Source organism: Vibrio caribbeanicus ATCC BAA-2122 (assembly GCF_000165125.1).
In the GTDB taxonomy this organism is placed as follows: domain Bacteria; phylum Pseudomonadota; class Gammaproteobacteria; order Enterobacterales; family Vibrionaceae; genus Vibrio; species Vibrio caribbeanicus.
Genome location: NZ_AEIU01000025.1, coordinates 1 through 16180, shown reverse-complemented (window position 1 = coordinate 16180; position 16180 = coordinate 1). Strand labels below are relative to the sequence as shown.

Annotated in this window: 11 protein-coding genes and 1 tRNA gene; 10 read left to right on the top strand and 2 right to left on the bottom strand. The window is 39.1% G+C overall.

Annotated elements, in window-relative coordinates; genetic code table 11:
• The first annotated feature begins 494 nt into the window (after nucleotides 1–494).
• The 4 genes from RH40_RS02930 (at nucleotide 495) to gshA (ending at nucleotide 6442) form a co-directional block, all read left to right on the top strand.
• Complete coding sequence (locus tag RH40_RS02930) at nucleotides 495–1445, top strand: NADP-dependent oxidoreductase (RefSeq protein ID WP_009599822.1); 951 nt, start codon at nucleotides 495–497, stop codon at nucleotides 1443–1445.
• Complete coding sequence (locus tag RH40_RS02925; protein WP_009599821.1) at nucleotides 1439–1900, top strand: YqaA family protein; 462 nt, start codon at nucleotides 1439–1441, stop codon at nucleotides 1898–1900. Before RH40_RS02930 ends, RH40_RS02925 begins: the two co-directional genes overlap by 7 nt.
• 9 nt (nucleotides 1901–1909) lie before the next feature.
• Nucleotides 1910–4768 (top strand): M16 family metallopeptidase, encoded by a 2859-nt coding sequence (locus RH40_RS02920; protein WP_009599820.1) that lies wholly within the window; start codon nucleotides 1910–1912, stop codon nucleotides 4766–4768.
• A gap of 108 nt (nucleotides 4769–4876) precedes the next feature.
• Entirely contained in the window at nucleotides 4877–6442 is a 1566-nt protein-coding gene (gshA, locus tag RH40_RS02915; protein ID WP_009599819.1) for a glutamate--cysteine ligase, read from the top strand.
• 49 nt (nucleotides 6443–6491) lie between these two features.
• Here the strand turns inward: gshA and RH40_RS02910 are convergent, their stop codons facing one another.
• On the bottom strand, nucleotides 6492–6968 hold the full coding sequence (locus RH40_RS02910; RefSeq protein WP_009599818.1) for an RDD family protein: 477 nt from the start codon (nucleotides 6966–6968) through the stop codon (nucleotides 6492–6494).
• Nucleotides 6969–7225: 257 nt separating this feature from the next.
• On the opposite strand from RH40_RS02910, the gene RH40_RS02905 reads away from it, so the two are divergent.
• Both RH40_RS02905 and RH40_RS02900 read left to right on the top strand, forming a co-directional pair.
• Nucleotides 7226–7310, top strand: a tRNA-Leu gene (locus RH40_RS02905).
• A gap of 368 nt (nucleotides 7311–7678) precedes the next feature.
• Entirely contained in the window at nucleotides 7679–9616 is a 1938-nt protein-coding gene (locus tag RH40_RS02900) for an acyltransferase family protein (RefSeq protein WP_009599817.1), read from the top strand.
• Between the two features lie 60 nt (nucleotides 9617–9676).
• Here the strand turns inward: RH40_RS02900 and RH40_RS02895 are convergent, their stop codons facing one another.
• Nucleotides 9677–10123, bottom strand: coding sequence for a DUF417 family protein (locus RH40_RS02895; protein WP_009599816.1), 447 nt, complete (start codon nucleotides 10121–10123; stop codon nucleotides 9677–9679).
• A gap of 705 nt (nucleotides 10124–10828) precedes the next feature.
• On the opposite strand from RH40_RS02895, the gene RH40_RS02890 reads away from it, so the two are divergent.
• The 4 genes from RH40_RS02890 (at nucleotide 10829) to RH40_RS02875 (ending at nucleotide 15869) form a co-directional block, all read left to right on the top strand.
• Nucleotides 10829–12667 carry an acyltransferase family protein gene (locus tag RH40_RS02890; protein ID WP_009599815.1) on the top strand — a complete coding sequence of 613 codons (1839 nt, stop codon included), beginning with the start codon at nucleotides 10829–10831 and terminating at the stop codon, nucleotides 12665–12667.
• Nucleotides 12664–13317: a GDSL-type esterase/lipase family protein gene (locus RH40_RS02885; RefSeq protein ID WP_009599814.1), complete on the top strand. Its 654-nt coding sequence runs from the start codon at nucleotides 12664–12666 to the stop codon at nucleotides 13315–13317. Before RH40_RS02890 ends, RH40_RS02885 begins: the two co-directional genes overlap by 4 nt.
• 380 nt (nucleotides 13318–13697) lie before the next feature.
• Complete coding sequence (locus tag RH40_RS02880) at nucleotides 13698–14393, top strand: VC0807 family protein (RefSeq protein ID WP_009599813.1); 696 nt, start codon at nucleotides 13698–13700, stop codon at nucleotides 14391–14393.
• 216 nt (nucleotides 14394–14609) lie between these two features.
• Nucleotides 14610–15869, top strand: a complete 1260-nt coding sequence (locus RH40_RS02875; RefSeq protein ID WP_009599812.1) for a cyclic di-GMP phosphodiesterase — start codon at nucleotides 14610–14612, stop codon at nucleotides 15867–15869.
• Nucleotides 15870–16180: the final 311 nt, after the last annotated feature.

Here is a 16180-nt window from a genome sequence, read left to right as displayed (position 1 = left end):
GAAGGTTCGAATCCTTCCGAGCGCGCCATATTCATAAGGCCTTGTCATACAAAGACAAGGCTTTTTTTATTTCCTTTCGACTCCCAACTTTATTTTGATTGGCAAGGGTAAATCCGATGTTGTAGTGGAATATTTTGGGCTTAGCTAATCAAGGCTCTTTGATTGACTTAAACGTTCGATTTTTAGCAGGTTGGCATATTTACACGTATTGTGGCAATACGCTGTAGTTTCATATCTCTTCATACTCATACTTACTCTATTTTTAAATACAGAATCCTTGCGTATACTTTCTAAATCAGCAGACGGGGTAACGTATTGAGGTTGTGAGCAGTTCTGTTTTATTGTTCAAGTTGAGGACCAATAGTGCCTGGGTTGAATAATTATGTAAAAAGTAGATGAATTTGTCTCTATCTGGTTAACTAATCAGTAATAAATAGTATATATTCAAAGAGATGCTTTTTTGCATCCTTTTTATTTATAGGGAAGTGACGCAAATGGAAAATAAACAGATCATCATATCTCAATTCGGTGGACCAGAAGTATTGACGACTCAAATGGCATCAATTCCTGAACCTCGGGAAGGAGAAGTATTAGTAAAAGTTTGTTTTTCGGGCATTAACCCTATTGATGTTAAAACACGAGCTGGGGTTGGTTGGGCTGCAGCGAAAAACAAAGGAAACCTTCCATGGGTTCCCGGCTATGATATTTCGGGAAAAATTGTCGCCTCTGGACACGGATGTCAGAGATTTGAGATAGGTGATACTGTTGCAGGCTTTATCGGGTTTCCTCTCGATGGAGGAGGTTACAGCCAGTACGTTTGTGTTGCAGAAGACACTCTGAGTTTAGTACCTGATGCAATTACCATGGAAGCGGCTGCGGCCTTGCCGCTTGCTGGACAAACTGCAGTTCAAGCGCTTGATAAAGCGGGTGTACAAGAAGGCCAACGAGTTTTGATCTTAGCGGGAGCTGGTGGTGTTGGACATATTGCTATTCAGGTTGCTATTGCCGCTAAGGTCGAGGTCTTTACCACATGCAGTGAGTCCAATTTGGACTACATGGCAACATTAGGAGCGCACGCAGTGAACTATCAGTTTGCTCCAGTGTCTGAACGTGTGGAAGAAGCAGATGTTTTGATAGACTTGATTGGCGGTGATGCTGCTCTTGATGCTCTTAAATGTCTTAAAGATGGAGCAAAAGTTGTCACTGTGCCGACGTTAAGTGCAGAGCATATTTGTGAAAAAGCGCACTTGCTTGGGTTTGAAGCGACAGGTATGGTCGTAGATCCTAATCCACAGCAGCTTGATGCTTTGTTGTATATGGTCAGTGTCGGTCTTTTAAAAACCGAAATTCAAGAAGTTTATCCTATGGATAAAGTGGCTGAAGCTCACAAACAAATAGAGACAGGGCATACAAGAGGAAAAATTTTGTTGAACATGCAATGTTAGCGGCCTTTAATGACGCCTTTCAGTCTCTCGCACTTTGGTTTTCCGATTCTGCACTCTGGGTGTTATTTTTTAGTGGCTTCTTGAGTGCGACCTTGTTACCAGGTGGGTCTGAAGCAGGCCTGCTCGCGGTTTTAAATCTTAAGCAATTTACCCCATTGTCTGTTGTATTGGTCGCCACACTAGGTAATACCTTAGGTGGCATGACTAATTATGGGCTAGGTTGGTGTTTACCCAGTCGTTTGGATAAAGAGAGCCAAGCGAACAAGGCCCTAAAATGGTTGAATAAATACGGCTACTGGTCGCTTTTTTTTAGTTGGTTACCAGTTATTGGTGATCCTTTATGTTTAGCAGCAGGTTGGCTGCGAATGCGCTTTTGGCAGTGTCTGGGAATTATCTTTATCGGTAAGGCTTTAAGATACAGCTTGCTGGCTGCTATATTTTATGGATTTTTCTAAGAGGATGTTATGAGAAAAGTTCTGCTTGGTACTATTGTTTCATTGTTTGTATATGGTTGTTCGTCGAATAATTTTCCTTCTGTTCCTTTTTTCTCATCACTGCCCCACGGTGTGAGTTTAGTGGAACAAAAGGAAGCAGAACAAGGTAAAGCAACCATCCCATATTCTAAATATAAGCTCGATAATGGTCTTACTGTTATTTTGTCGCCGGATCGCTCTGATCCTTTGGTACATGTTGATGTTACTTATCATGTTGGCTCTGCGCGTGAAGAAATTGGTAAATCTGGTTTCGCACACTTTTTTGAGCATATGATGTTCCAAGGGAGTGAACACGTTGGAGATCAAGAGCATTTCAAGATCATTACTGAAGCAGGTGGAACGCTTAATGGATCTACAAATCGTGATCGTACTAATTACTATGAAACGGTTCCAGCCAATCAATTAGAAAAAGTATTGTGGTTAGAGTCCGACAGGATGGGGTTTCTTCTAGATGCAGTCTCCCAGAAAAAGTTTGAAGTGCAGCGTGGCACGGTTAAAAACGAGAGAGCTCAGCGCTATGATAACCGTCCTTACGGTTTAATGTGGGAAAAAATGGGTGAGGCTTTGTATCCAGAGGGACATCCATACTCATGGCAAACCATAGGTTATGTTGAAGACTTAGACAAAGTTAATGTTAATGACCTGAAAGCATTTTTCTTGCGTTGGTACGGACCAAATAATGCCGTATTGACCATAGGTGGCGATATTGACGTTCAACAAACACTGAAATGGGTCAACAAGTACTTTGGCAGTATTCCTGCAGGTCCAGAGGTGAATAATGCACCTAAGCAGCCAGCCAAGTTAACAGAAGACCGTTACATTACCCTCGAAGATCGTATTCAACAACCCATGTTGTTGATCGGGTGGCCGACTTTATATTCCGGTGCTGAGAATCAAACTTCGCTTGATACTTTAGCTAATGTATTGGGCAACGGTGCAAATAGCCTTCTGTATCAAAAGTTGGTAAAAACTCAAAAAGCAGTTGATGCAGGCGCATTTCAAGATTGTGGTGAATTGGCTTGTACATTTTATGTTTATGCAATGGCACCTTCAGGTAAGAATGCGGCGCTTAAACCTCTGTACAACGAAATTATGCAGATATTAAATGACTTTGAGGCAAATGGGGTTGAGAAGGAAAGGCTAGCACAAATCAAAGGAATGGCTGAAGCAGAATCTGTTTTCGCTTTGCAAAGTGTGAGTGGAAAAGTCTCTCAGTTGGCGTCAAATGAGACGTTTTTCTCCAAACCAGACCGAATACAAGAACAACTAGATCAACTACTTAAGGTTACTCCAGACTCGATTATGGCCGCGTATAAGTCTTATATAAATGGGCATAATAAAGTGATTTTGAGCGTTGTTCCTAAGAAACATACCGAGCTTGCTGTTAGAGCAGCGACCTTTAGCACTCCGAAGCGGACCTTACCAAAATATGATACAACGACTGAGACGCAGTTAGGGTACCGTCAAGCACCAATCGACTTTGATCGTTCTGTTATGCCTAAAGTCGCGACAAGTGTCAAAGCGCATATGCCGAGTCTTTATCGAGTTCATTTTGACAATGGTGCAGAACTCCTTGGTACCGCAAGCGTTGAAACACCGACAGTGCAAATCGAAATCAATTTGCCGGCTGGTGAAAGGTATGTTGCCAAAGGTAAAGAGGGCCTTGCCGATCTCACAGCAGCGATGATGCAAGAGGCAACGAAAGACTCGAGTCTTGAGCAAATCCAGGCTCGTTTGGATAAATTAGGCAGCGTTATTTCTATTGAGTCAGGCAATTATACAACGAGCATTTCCATTTCTAGTTTGGAGAAGAATCTCAAGGAAACATTATCGATCGTCGAGGAAATGTTATTTAAGCCTGCTTTTCACCATGAAGACTTTGTGCGAATCAAAAATCAAATGCTTGAAGGTCTCGTCTATCAACATCAAAAGCCCGTTTGGATGGCATCTCAAGCAACTCGCCAAGTACTTTTCTCTGGGACGGTTTATGAACGCTCTAGTGATGGTACTGAAGCGTCAGTCGAAGGTCTGACACTTGATGACGTTAAGGATTTTTATCTAAAACATTACACACCACAAGGATCGCAAATTGTGGTCGTTGGAGATATAAGCCCACGTCAAGTTAAGCAAGAATTGAACTTTATTGAACAATGGAAAGGGGAACCTGCACCATTGCTACGCCCTCAGGTTGTTAAAGAAAAGTTACAAAATACTATCTACCTTGTTGATAAACCCGGCGCACCTCAAAGTATTGTTCGTATGGTGCGAAAAGGGTTACCTTTTGAGGCAACTGGGGAAGGTTATTTGACTGAGTTGGCGAACTTTAATTTGGCGGGTAACTTCAACAGTCGTTTAAACCAAAATTTGCGTGAAGATAAAGCCTACACCTATGGAGCAACAGGCTATTTAGCGTCGAGCCGCGAAGTTGGAGCCATCGTCTTTTCTGCTCAAGTTAGAGCGAATGCTACTGTTCCATCAATTATTGAAATGCGTAAGGAGCTCGAGAAATACGCACAAACGGGTATGACGGATGGTGAAATTCAATTTATGCGCTTGGCCATTGGTCAGCAGGATGCGTTAAAATATGAAACACCTTCTCAAAAGGCCAACTTGCTCAGTGGTATTTTAAGCTATGGATTAGATGAGGATTATTTGCAGCAACGAAACCAGATCGTGGAAACGATTGATAAATCAGAGCTTAATGGATTAGCGGCTAAATGGTTTGATCCAAACGATTATCAGATTATTGTTGTTGGTGATGCAAAAAGCTTAAGACCACAGTTAGAAAGTTTAAACATTCCGATAGAAGAGCTTGAAATCATCCGGTAGAGTACACATAACATAAATCATCTTGATGGGGCGATATGAGTCGCCTCTTAATAATTGATAGAGACGATTTGGCGTAATATCCAAATTGCAAACATAGGCGATATCATTTTGACTCAATTTGCTGAGCGGCTAGGGCAAGTCGCACAAGATCCTGAAGTTTTCAAAAGCCTTATTCGCGGCATTGAGCGAGAAACGTTGAGATACAGCCAAGATGGACATCTCGCGACGACCCCTCATCCAGTAGAACTAGGTTCAGCCTATGCAAACAACTGGATTACGACGGACTTTTCAGAATCCTTGTTGGAGTTTATTACTCCTATTTCAACAAGCATTGAAGAGTTGACTGCACAATTGCAAGACATCCATCATTTTACTCAAACCAAGCTGTATCAAGAAAAGATGTGGCCCTTGTCCATGCCATGCTTTGTTGGTGATGAAGACCAGATCAATTTAGCCCAATATGGGAATTCTAACTCGGGTAGGATGAAGACGCTGTACCGTGAAGGGCTGAAGCGCCGATATGGTAGTCTAATGCAGATCATCTCTGGGGTACATTTTAACTTTTCATTTCCAGAGTCATTCTGGGATCAACTTTATGGTAGCCAAACGGATGAGCTTCGTTGTAAAACCAAGTCCGAAGGCTACTTTGCACTAATTCGGAATTACTATCGTTTTGGTTGGTTGATTCCTTATTTCTTCGGGGCCTCTCCTGCACTTTGTTCTTCGTTTGTAAAGGGGAACGAAAGTGATCTGCCTTTTGGTAAAATTGGTGATACCTTGTATCTCCCCCAAGCCACTTCATTGCGCTTGAGCGACTTGGGATACACCAACAGCGCACAGAGCGCACTAAAAATAGGCTTTAATAGCTTAGAGGAATACCTTGACGGGTTAAATCAAGCCATCAGGACTCCCTCTGATGAATTTGCATCGATTGGTGTTAAAGTTGATGGTCAATATCGTCAACTTAATACTAACGTTTTACAAATTGAAAATGAGCTTTATGCTCCCATCCGCCCGAAAAGAGTTGCGCTCAGTGGTGAAAAACCTTCAGAAGCATTGTCAAGAGGTGGGGTTGAGTATATCGAGGTACGCTCTTTGGACGTCAATCCATACTCCGCAATAGGAATTGATGAAGATCAGATTCGCTTTTTGGACCTCTTTCTTACTTGGGCGACACTGACTGACTCCGAACCTATGGATTATTGTGAGCAAGCGTGTTGGCGTGAGAACTGGAACAAAGTCATCATTCAAGGGCGCAAAGTGGGTTTACCTCTACAGATAGGTTGTCACGGGGAGGTACTTTCGCTGCAGGACTGGGCTAAACGTGTGTTTATTGAAATTATCCAAGTGGCAGAAAAAATGGACCAAGCGCTTGGAGGAGAAGACTACCAATCAGTTTGCTATAAACTCCTCTCTTGGATTGATGACCCTGAAAAAACCATTTCAGGACGCCTGCTCGCCGACACCAAACGTTCAGGTGGTATCGGCAAACTAGGATGTGAGCTGGGTAAAGAGTACAGTCAGCATCACCTTAAACACAGTTTCAAAGTCTATAGTGCTGCTGAAATGGAAGCGGAAGCCACTCGCTCTTTGAAAGCTCAACAAGAATTAGAAGCTGCTGAGGCTCCTAGCTTTGATGAGTTTTTAGCAGATTATTTCTCTTATCTCGAGTAATCTTAATCGCAGAACTCAACATAAAAAGGAGGCCCTGCCTCCTTTTTTGTTAGTTAGCTTTCGGTAAAACGACCACTTGCGTCCCCGCGAGCATATCATGCCAACCCCGTTTCTTGGGGTGTAAAGGAACGATAAGATTCGCTAAGCCAAACAAAGAGGCTGTAATGCGGATCAGTGCTTGTTTCTTCGTTATGAGAGCACCATCTTGGCTGCACAAATGAAGTTTCCATGCGCGCATACCCAAAGTTTGTCCAGCTTTAGTCCAAAAGTAAACGAAGAAATACACCCAAACTGAAGCTAAGTAGAAGGTATAAACGGGGCTCCAAATCGGGTGATTGGTAAGAAAGTCACTGACATCAGTGTAGTTACCGACGGCGAATAACCCAGCAGCCATGAGAGCGTGTAGAATAGCGATGATGATCCCAGCTGCTATCATTTCGATGGCTATGACGATTAGGCCATCGTAAAGCAACGCTCCCATTCTTCTCAATAAGCCAGCCGATGGTAACGGGTCGTTAATTGTCATTGTTAATACCATGTGCAACAGAGGGATTTCATCAGGATAATGGTTCTACAGTTTTATGAAAAGTGACTATCGATACAGACCTCACAATTTCCACACTAATAAATACGACAGATTGTGAAAGATGTGTCAGTCTGCTCAGTATGGGTATAATTTGTGGTGAAATTATCAGCAAACGATGAATAATAAAGACTTTTCCTCTTGCACCACGTTAATACATACGTATAATGCATTCCATCAAAGGGCTTAGTCCCCAAGATGCCGGTGTGGTGAAATTGGTATACACGACGGATTCAAAATCCGTTGCCTTCGGGCGTGGCGGTTCAAGTCCGCCCACCGGTACCATATTTTATGACAGAGCCTCGACAAAAGTCGGGGCTTTGTTGTATTTGGCGTTTGTGATTTGAAATCCAGCGTGTCGGCTTGGATGCAAGCCCAGTCAGTCCGCCCACCGGTACCATATTTTATGACAGAGCCTCGACAGAAGTCGGGGCTTTGTTGTATTTGGCGTTTATGATTTGAAATTCGGCGTACTCAAGACAGATATCGTTGACGCAAAATCCGCTGACGATGAAATTAATTTGTCGATTACTGAGGATAATGGTTTGTTCATTATCGCTAGCTGTCTGATAAGTAAGACAAAGATAACCTTGTCCCGTCTTAGTATTAGTATAAAATGCGACCAAGTATTTTGTCAGTAGGTTTGTGGGCTAGTGCAGTTTAGAAAAGATATAAATGGTTTAAGGGCGATAGCTGTTATCGCTGTCGTACTATTTCATTTTAATCCAAGTTGGATGCCCGGTGGTTTTGCAGGGGTTGATGTGTTCTTTGTTATTTCTGGCTTTTTGATGACAGGAATAATATTCAGAGGGATAGAGCAAGAAAACTTTTCTATTTTGAAATTCTATGTTGCAAGAGCTAATAGGATCATACCAGCGCTAGCGGTTCTTTGTTTGTTTTTGCTAGTGTTCGGTTGGTTCTATCTTACTCCACTTGATTACCAAACATTAGGTAAACATGTAGCCAGTAGTATGGGTTTTTTATCCAATATTATATATTGGAGAGAGTCTGGCTATTTTGATGCTGCTTCACATGAGAAATGGCTTCTACATACTTGGTCGTTATCTGCTGAATGGCAGTTCTACATAATCTATCCATTAGTTCTTGTTGCTATGAAACAGTTTATGTCGTTAAAGATGATGAAAGTGACTGTTTTGGTTGGAACTGTGCTGGGTTTTATCTTCAGTGTCATCGCAACCTATCAATGGCCTAACCCTGCTTACTACCTATTGTTTAGCAGAGCGTGGGAAATGATGATTGGTGGTGTCGCATTCCTCTATCCATTAGAACTAGCAAAGAGTAGAAAGAAAGTATTTGAATGGGCTGGATTAACGTTAATCATCGTATCGTATATCTTTATTTCAAAAGAAAGCTTGTGGCCGGGATACTTGGCTGTAATTCCTGTTTTTGGTGCGTTCTTGCTAATTCAAGCTCAGAGAAATGATAGTATTGTAACTAGTAATAGATTATTTCAATTATTAGGTAAGTGGTCATATTCTATTTACCTTTGGCATTGGCCTCTCGTAGTTGCGATATACTATTTTTCTTTAGATGAAAAATTTATATATTCTGGAATCATCCTGTCAGTAATCCTTGGTTTTATAAGTAATAGATATGTAGAAAGTATTAGGCTGAGGAGTTACTTTAGTGGAATATATGGTTACCTGACTTGTAAGCCATTATTTATGGCTGTTTTTGTTGGTGTTATAGGTACTGTTATATTCATTTTTCGAGGGTTTGAATCTCATTATCCAGAAAGTGTGCTGGTGGCAAGTAAAGAGTCAATGAATAAAAACCCAAGAAGAGACGAATGCCATGTAGGCTCTGGAAAAGTTCCTGAATGTATTTATGGTAGTGGAGACTTAGGCGCTATTGTTATCGGTGATAGTCATGCTCAAAGTATTATTCGTAGCGTTGAAAAATCACTTGAAAATAGAAAAGTATTAGATTGGACTATGCAGGCTTGTAGAACGATTGAAGGTCTCTATAGTATAAGAAAAGGTGTTATAGATAGCTCTTGTGGTGATTTTGTCTCTTATGCCATTAATGAAATAAAAAAGTATCCTAATGTGCCAATAATTGTTGATAATCGATATATGGCAATGATTTTAGGTCCAAATGAACCTGATTTAAAACATAGAGTAGAAAAACCAGATTACTTTATCTTTGAGATAAAAAACAGTATTAGTAGAGATAATGATTATATAAGTGCTATGAATGAAGCATTTACTAATACGTTATGTTCTCTATCGGAAAACAATCCATTATTCTTATTAGAGCAAACACCTGAACTAAAACACCATGTTCCTAAAACCATGGCAAAAGAAATTCTAAAAGGAAATGAGAACTTTAGAGTAAAGATATCAGTTGAAGAATATGAAAAGAGAAATGATCTATTTTATAAATTAATGGAAGATTTGAAATCAAAATGTAATGTAAAAATAATTAGCATTAAGGATAACTTCTGTGACAATAATTATTGTTATGGGGATGTAAATGGCCGACCTGTTTACTTTGATGATGATCATTTGAGTGAATATGGTGCATCTCTTTTAATTCCTGTTTTTAGAAAGAGCTTAGGTAGTATTTAGTTAAATAGTTTAGGAAGAGCCTTGATAAACGTCAGGGCTCTAAATCATATCTTTCGTTGCTTAACCTCTTGGTCGATTGCGCTCTATTACTGAGATAGATACAGCAAGAAAAAGAATGTCTTTTAGTAAGAAGAAATTAGTTACTAATACTCCATCAGAGATTTTCCATGTGTTCGGTGTTGTGAAAAGAAAGCTAAGTGTTGTGATGAAAATAATCGTCGCGGCAATACCAGAAAAGTACGCTATTTTCTGATGTTTGATACCGATAAGAAGTGCTATGGCAACAGCAATTTCGGTTGCACCAATTAGGTTAGATACTATCTGAATAGAGAAGAGTTTGTAAAGCCAACCCATGGCGAAGTGGTTTTCAACTAATGGTTGAATGAGCTTGGCTTCGGTTAATGTGAATTTATAGACTCCAATCCACGCTAAAATTAAAGCCGTACCCAATACACCTAGAGTGTATCCTATAGTGTCAAATCTTGAGTTATTCTCTAGTGTTTGCATTTTCGATCTTCCTCATGGTTAATTCTATTTATAAGACCATGAATGTACGGAGAAAATTTCAAAGAAGCGAAAACCTAATAGAACATGCCCATAAGGGGCTTGTTGCTTTTGATAGATCGTCTCAAAAGTGGAGTCACTATCCATTTAAAATAGGTTTAAAGTGTAATGGAAATAATTAATTTTAAGGTGAAATATAAAATATGATGCTTATTTATTTCAGTACCATAAGTTATAAAGCTTTAACTACTTATTTTTGTTTTTTGAAAAATAAAACACAACAGAAATAGTCATTAGTGCCTTTAAATGATTGGGTTGATTATCTGGTTTTTTAACGATAAAAGACACACATCACACTAATTTTGTATAAATAATAACCTAACAAGTATTCTTGTAAAAAATCTGAAAGCTAATTTTTTTACAGTTTCATATTGTTTTTTTTCTCATGACATACCTATCCTTTAGGGGACTTTTGGTGGTTAATTTAATAAATTTCATACTACTGTCAATGGTTTAATATTATAGTCTCCGAGAAAGTTACAACGCTTTTTTGTTTGGAATTCTACATCTCGTTGATAAAAGTTCCTACCTAGCTTGAGCGCCAAGATTATAAGTATGGTTCAAGGCATTTCGTTTCTCACATTTGGCACAATTGGAGTGATATCCTAGTGATATATCGATAGTTTAGTTTTTGAGTGAAGATGTACAATGAGTGCGATGACGTATAGACCAGATATTGATGGGTTGAGAGCTATATCTGTATTGGCTGTGATTTTATTTCATATAGATGAATCCTATCTTACCGGCGGCTTTTTGGGAGTGGACTTCTTTTTTGTAATTTCAGGATACTTGATAACAAACATTATTTATAAGCAAAAGTTAAATAATAATTTTAGTTATCGAGATTTTTATATTAGACGAGCTAAGAGAATCCTTCCTGCATTATTTTTTGTGCTATTTATCACACTAATTTCAGGTTATGTTATTCTTCTTCCTTATGAGTATTATAAGTTGGGAGTATCAACACTAAGTGTATTGGTCTTTGGTGCAAATATGCAGTTTGCACTTCGAACAGGTGATTACTTTTCTGCTAACTCTGGTGAATGGCCTTTACTGCATACCTGGTCACTCTCTGTCGAAGAACAGTACTATTTTATTCTTCCCATTATTATCATATTTGTTTTAAAGTTTTTTCGCACTAAGCTCATACCTTTTTTCATAGTTTTACTGTTAGTGAGTTTTTTTGTTGCGCAAACCATGTCAGCGAATCCTGACTATGCAAAGATCAGTTACTATCTGATTATTACTCGAATGGGAGAGATGTTGTTTGGCTCAATAACGGCAATAGCTCTTATTGATAAGGTTATTCGTCCTTTTAGAAGTGAAATTATCAGTAACATGGCGCTTATATCTCTATTTCTTTTATTAATCTTTGTTGATAAAAAAATGGTTTTTCCCGGAGTTATAAGTTTTATTGCTTGTCTGCCTGTTGTTATCCTTATTCTATCCAAAGACTCGTTTGCTTCCAAAATTTTATCACAAAAGCTTCTGGTTTCTATTGGTCTTGTTTCTTTTTCTCTTTACATTATTCACTGGCCTGTACTGGCATTTTCTCGCTACATTTTCGTAACTGAACTAGATCATGGCTCACTACCACTAATCGTACAATTTACTTCTGTCATCATCATTTTATTTCTTAGCTTAATATCTTTTTACTTTGTGGAAAGGCCATTACGTCACGTAAAAATATCAAAGCTTAAAGCAAGTTTTTATTATTTCATCCTTCCATCAATGTTTGCCGGTATGATTTCACTGCTATTGATAACCAGTAAAGGAATTCCACAGCGCTTAGATGGAGATAACTTTAAAGCAAAATATTCGTTTAATCATATAGATAAGGAGCTATGTCCCAATCTTGTTAACCTTGGCTGTGTAGGCGGTCTGAGTTCTGACAAAAAAATTATTTTGTATGGCAATAGTCATGCTGAACATTATTATAGTTTTGTCGATATGCTTGCCAATAAGCTCAACAGTAGAATGGAGCTCTATGCTTCAGGAGGTTGCGGGTTAAACTCAAACTCAGAAAAGTGTAAATCAGTAAGAAATTCATATAATGAAAATAAAAATGGGGCGGATGTTATTATATTATCTTTCCGGTGGGACGGACTTTCTGATAAGTCCAAGCCGACCATTGAGCAGTTGATTTCAGAGGCAAAGAAAATCACAAAAAATGTGGTCGTCTTGGGGCAACCTCCTCTGTGGAAGAATCAGCCATCAAGAGTTTACAATTGCAGAAGGCTAGGGTTTGATTGTAATGAAACGATATTACTATCCGAGAAATACCCAAGTTATAACCATCGAATTCGTCTGATAGCAGAGGATTTGAATGTCTTATTTATCGACCCATATGACTATGTTTCCAATAAGAATTTACTTACAGACAATGGTAGGTTGCTTTACTCTGATGATGACCATCTGTCTGTTTATGGTTCGAAATGGCTGTTTCAACAGTTTGATATGACCGAGCTGAACAATTACTTACAATGAAAAAGCTACTAATTCTTTCTGTGTTTTTAACCTACGGGCTCAATTTTCATTATTTTAATGGCGAGCTACGTAAGTTAAAAAGTTTCGCGATTAATGAACAAAATTTTTATAAAAAAATTGATGAAGGAATAAAGCACCGCGTACCTTCAGAAAATCCCAGTGTTGTATTTCTCGGTGACAGTATAATGTCAGGCCTGAGAAATCATGATCTAAGTCTATCCAATAACGTTGAAAATTGGGCGATTGCTGGTGATACCAGCAAATTGTTACTGGAACGCTTGTTAGAGTATGACTTACAAGGGATTCAGTCGATTCATCTGATGATCGGTATTAATGATCTGGGAAGGAATGCTTCGGTTGAAGAAGTGATTACTAACTTAAATTTTATCATTGATTTACTGTCCCTATGTCAATGTGAAATCCTCCTCTATAACGTTCTCTACACTGATGGAATTTCGAGAAATAATGATATTATACTGCAATTGAATTCATTAATTGATGATCTTGCAGAGCTTAAATCAATCAAAACTGTTGATCTCAATTGGTTTGTAAGTGAAGGTGAGCAGCTTAAGTCAAAATATACTAATGATGGCTTACATTTGAACCAAAGCGGTTATGAATTGTGGATAAATAAACTCATACTTAAGTGAGTTCTTCTGCACGCTATGATAACGAAGGGGGGCAAACCACGATATGAGGCGCTAGTTTAAGTGCTTATTACTTTATAATGTATCGACTGTATCATCATTTTTAGTATGCATTGTAAGGGGCGCGAGCATATTTAAGTTTCTGGCAAAACTTTGGTAAAAGCAGCAAAGCACTTTTAAGGGGGCGGTTTATTATACCTGGTGAGCATTTGCACTTTTTGCTGTATAGTGGCGTATCAGTTTCAGATAGAAAGCTTAGGTAAGAATTCGCGTACCGTGTCACATGTCGTTACATCCACCTACACACAAGTGCTTTACATTCTGGATTTGTCAGGGAACAATTCCTACCTAATTTTTTGACAAAACCAGCTAGCAGAGAAGTTATGACAGCTTTGGATCAGAAAAAATCGAACCCCTTGTTCGAAATTTTATTCAATGTATTTTTACCATCTTTTATACTGATGAAATTGAGTGGTGATGAATACCTTGGTTCTGTAATGGCCTTGGTGGTCGCACTCTCGTTCCCAATTGCTTACGGTGGTCTGGAATTGGTTCGCAACAAGAAATTTAATTTTATTGCTGCTTTAGGATTCATCAGTGTCTTTTTAACTGGGGGGATTGGTTTACTTGAACTCGATACTCGTTGGTTAGCACTGAAGGAAGCCTTGATACCTGGTCTTATTGGACTCGGTGTGCTTGGCTCAACGTTTACAAAATATCCTTTTATGCAAAAAGTGATTTTTACTCCAACGTTGCTCAATATGCCCCTAATTAAAGAAAAGCTCGCTCAGTCCAAAAAAGAAGGGGAGTTGGAAAATTGCTTGATGCGCTCAAATTATCTTTTTTCTATGACCTTTGCTTTTTCATCAGTGATGAATTACCTTCTCGCCACATGGATAGTAACAAGTCCAGCTGGAACCGCTGCATTCAACGAAGAGCTGGGTAAGATGACATTGTATAGTTACCCCGTTATTGCAATCCCAAGCTTACTAATGATGCTCGGGATTTTTTATTACGTCTGGCGGCAAATTCGCTCTCTTACAATGTTGGAAACCGAAGAAATATTTCGTTTCAAATAAATAAAAACCCAGTCTTAGCAGACTGGGTTTTTGGTTTTACCCAAACCGATAACAGTTTTTGGGGCGTGGCAAGCTGGATTTTTACAATACCAAGAGCCACTTGTTTTAATGTTTGAAACTGGACTTTTATAAAGATGATAAACTTGATAGTGGAACCATCATAACAATCATCTAAAATTACTAATTAGTTGGTAAGAGATAGGTTGTATATCATTCGTGACAAGCATCAAAATTACCGTAGACAGGTTGCAACCGGGACTGCATATTCGGTTGCCTTGCAAATGGAATGAGCATCCATTCCTATTTAATAGTTTCAAAATCAAAGATGAAGATCAAATTCGCATGATCCGTCATCTGGGTATCAAACACGTCTTCATCAACCCAGGCCAAAGTGATACTCAGCCACTGCCTGTACAGGAAGAATCAGATAAAGATAAAGAAGAAGAGGTTGATCAAGAGGTAGATTTAGAAACGCAAAAGCTGTGGCAAGAGAAGCAAGATAGAATTGAAAAACTTAGTGCTTATCGGCGTCGAGTTATAAGTTGTGAGAAGGAATTTGAGCGCTCCTTATCGCGTATGCGAGCGGTAATGAGCAAAATACGTAACCGACCTGAACAAGCCGCAGAAGAAGCAGCGCAGCTTGTGAGTGACGTCGTCGATAATCTTTTAAGTGATGATAATGTGACACTTCACTTAATGAATGGTAAAAGCGAGTTCGAAGATATCTACTTTCATTCATTGAATGTTTCTGTGATTGCTATGATGGTTGCGAAGGCAAAAATGATGGATGCTGAGCAAATAAAAGAAGTCGCTTTTGCCTCGCTTTTCCACGATATTGGAAAAGTAAAAGTACCAACTGCGATTTTACGCAAGCCAACAGCACTGACAGAGCCTGAAAGTAATTACCTCAAACTACATACTAAATATGGTCTCGAGATTGCCGCCAATATTGAAGAGTTTCCTGAAAGTGCGCGTACTGTTATCGCACAGCACCATGAACATATTGATGGCTCCGGATATCCCGATGGGTTAAAGGGAGACGAGATCAATGAACTTGCGCAAATTGTTGCTGTTGCTAATGCCTATGACAATTTATGTCACAGTAATGTGGTCTCCGAACAAAAAATACCTTATGTTGCGCTCTCTCACTTGTATAAAAGTTGCAAGCACATCTACAACAACGAGAACCTTAGTTTACTGATCAAATTTATGGGAGTTTATCCTCCCGGCACTGTTGTTCAATTATCGAATGAGATGGTTGGGTTAGTTATATCAGTAAATGCGGCTAACATTCTTTATCCTAATGTTCTTATTTATGACCCATCAGTTCCAAGGACTCAAGCTCCGATCATTGACCTTGCCGAAAAGGACATAAAGATCATTAATGCTATTCTACCGTGTAAATTACCGGACAAAGTTAGAGAATATCTTAATCCAAGGTCACGCATATCTTATTTTTTCGATACCGATGATTAGTTTTCCACAGAAAAATGTGGATATCTTATGGGTAAGCTGATGCAAAGCTGGACATAAATAAAAGGTTGTTGGTTAATTGTTCAAACGAACTGTTTTTATAAAAAAACATGCCTTTTATTCTTGCCATACAAAAGAAACCCCTTATAATGCGCATCCACTGACACGGCGTAGCTAGAAAGCTTCACCAAGTTAAAATCTTAATCATGTCATCTCAAGTTTACTTGAGTAAGAGCAAGAAAGTGATTGACACTTTCGATTAAGAGAATAGAATAGTCGGTCTTGAATTTGTGATGTAAGTCACGATATCAATT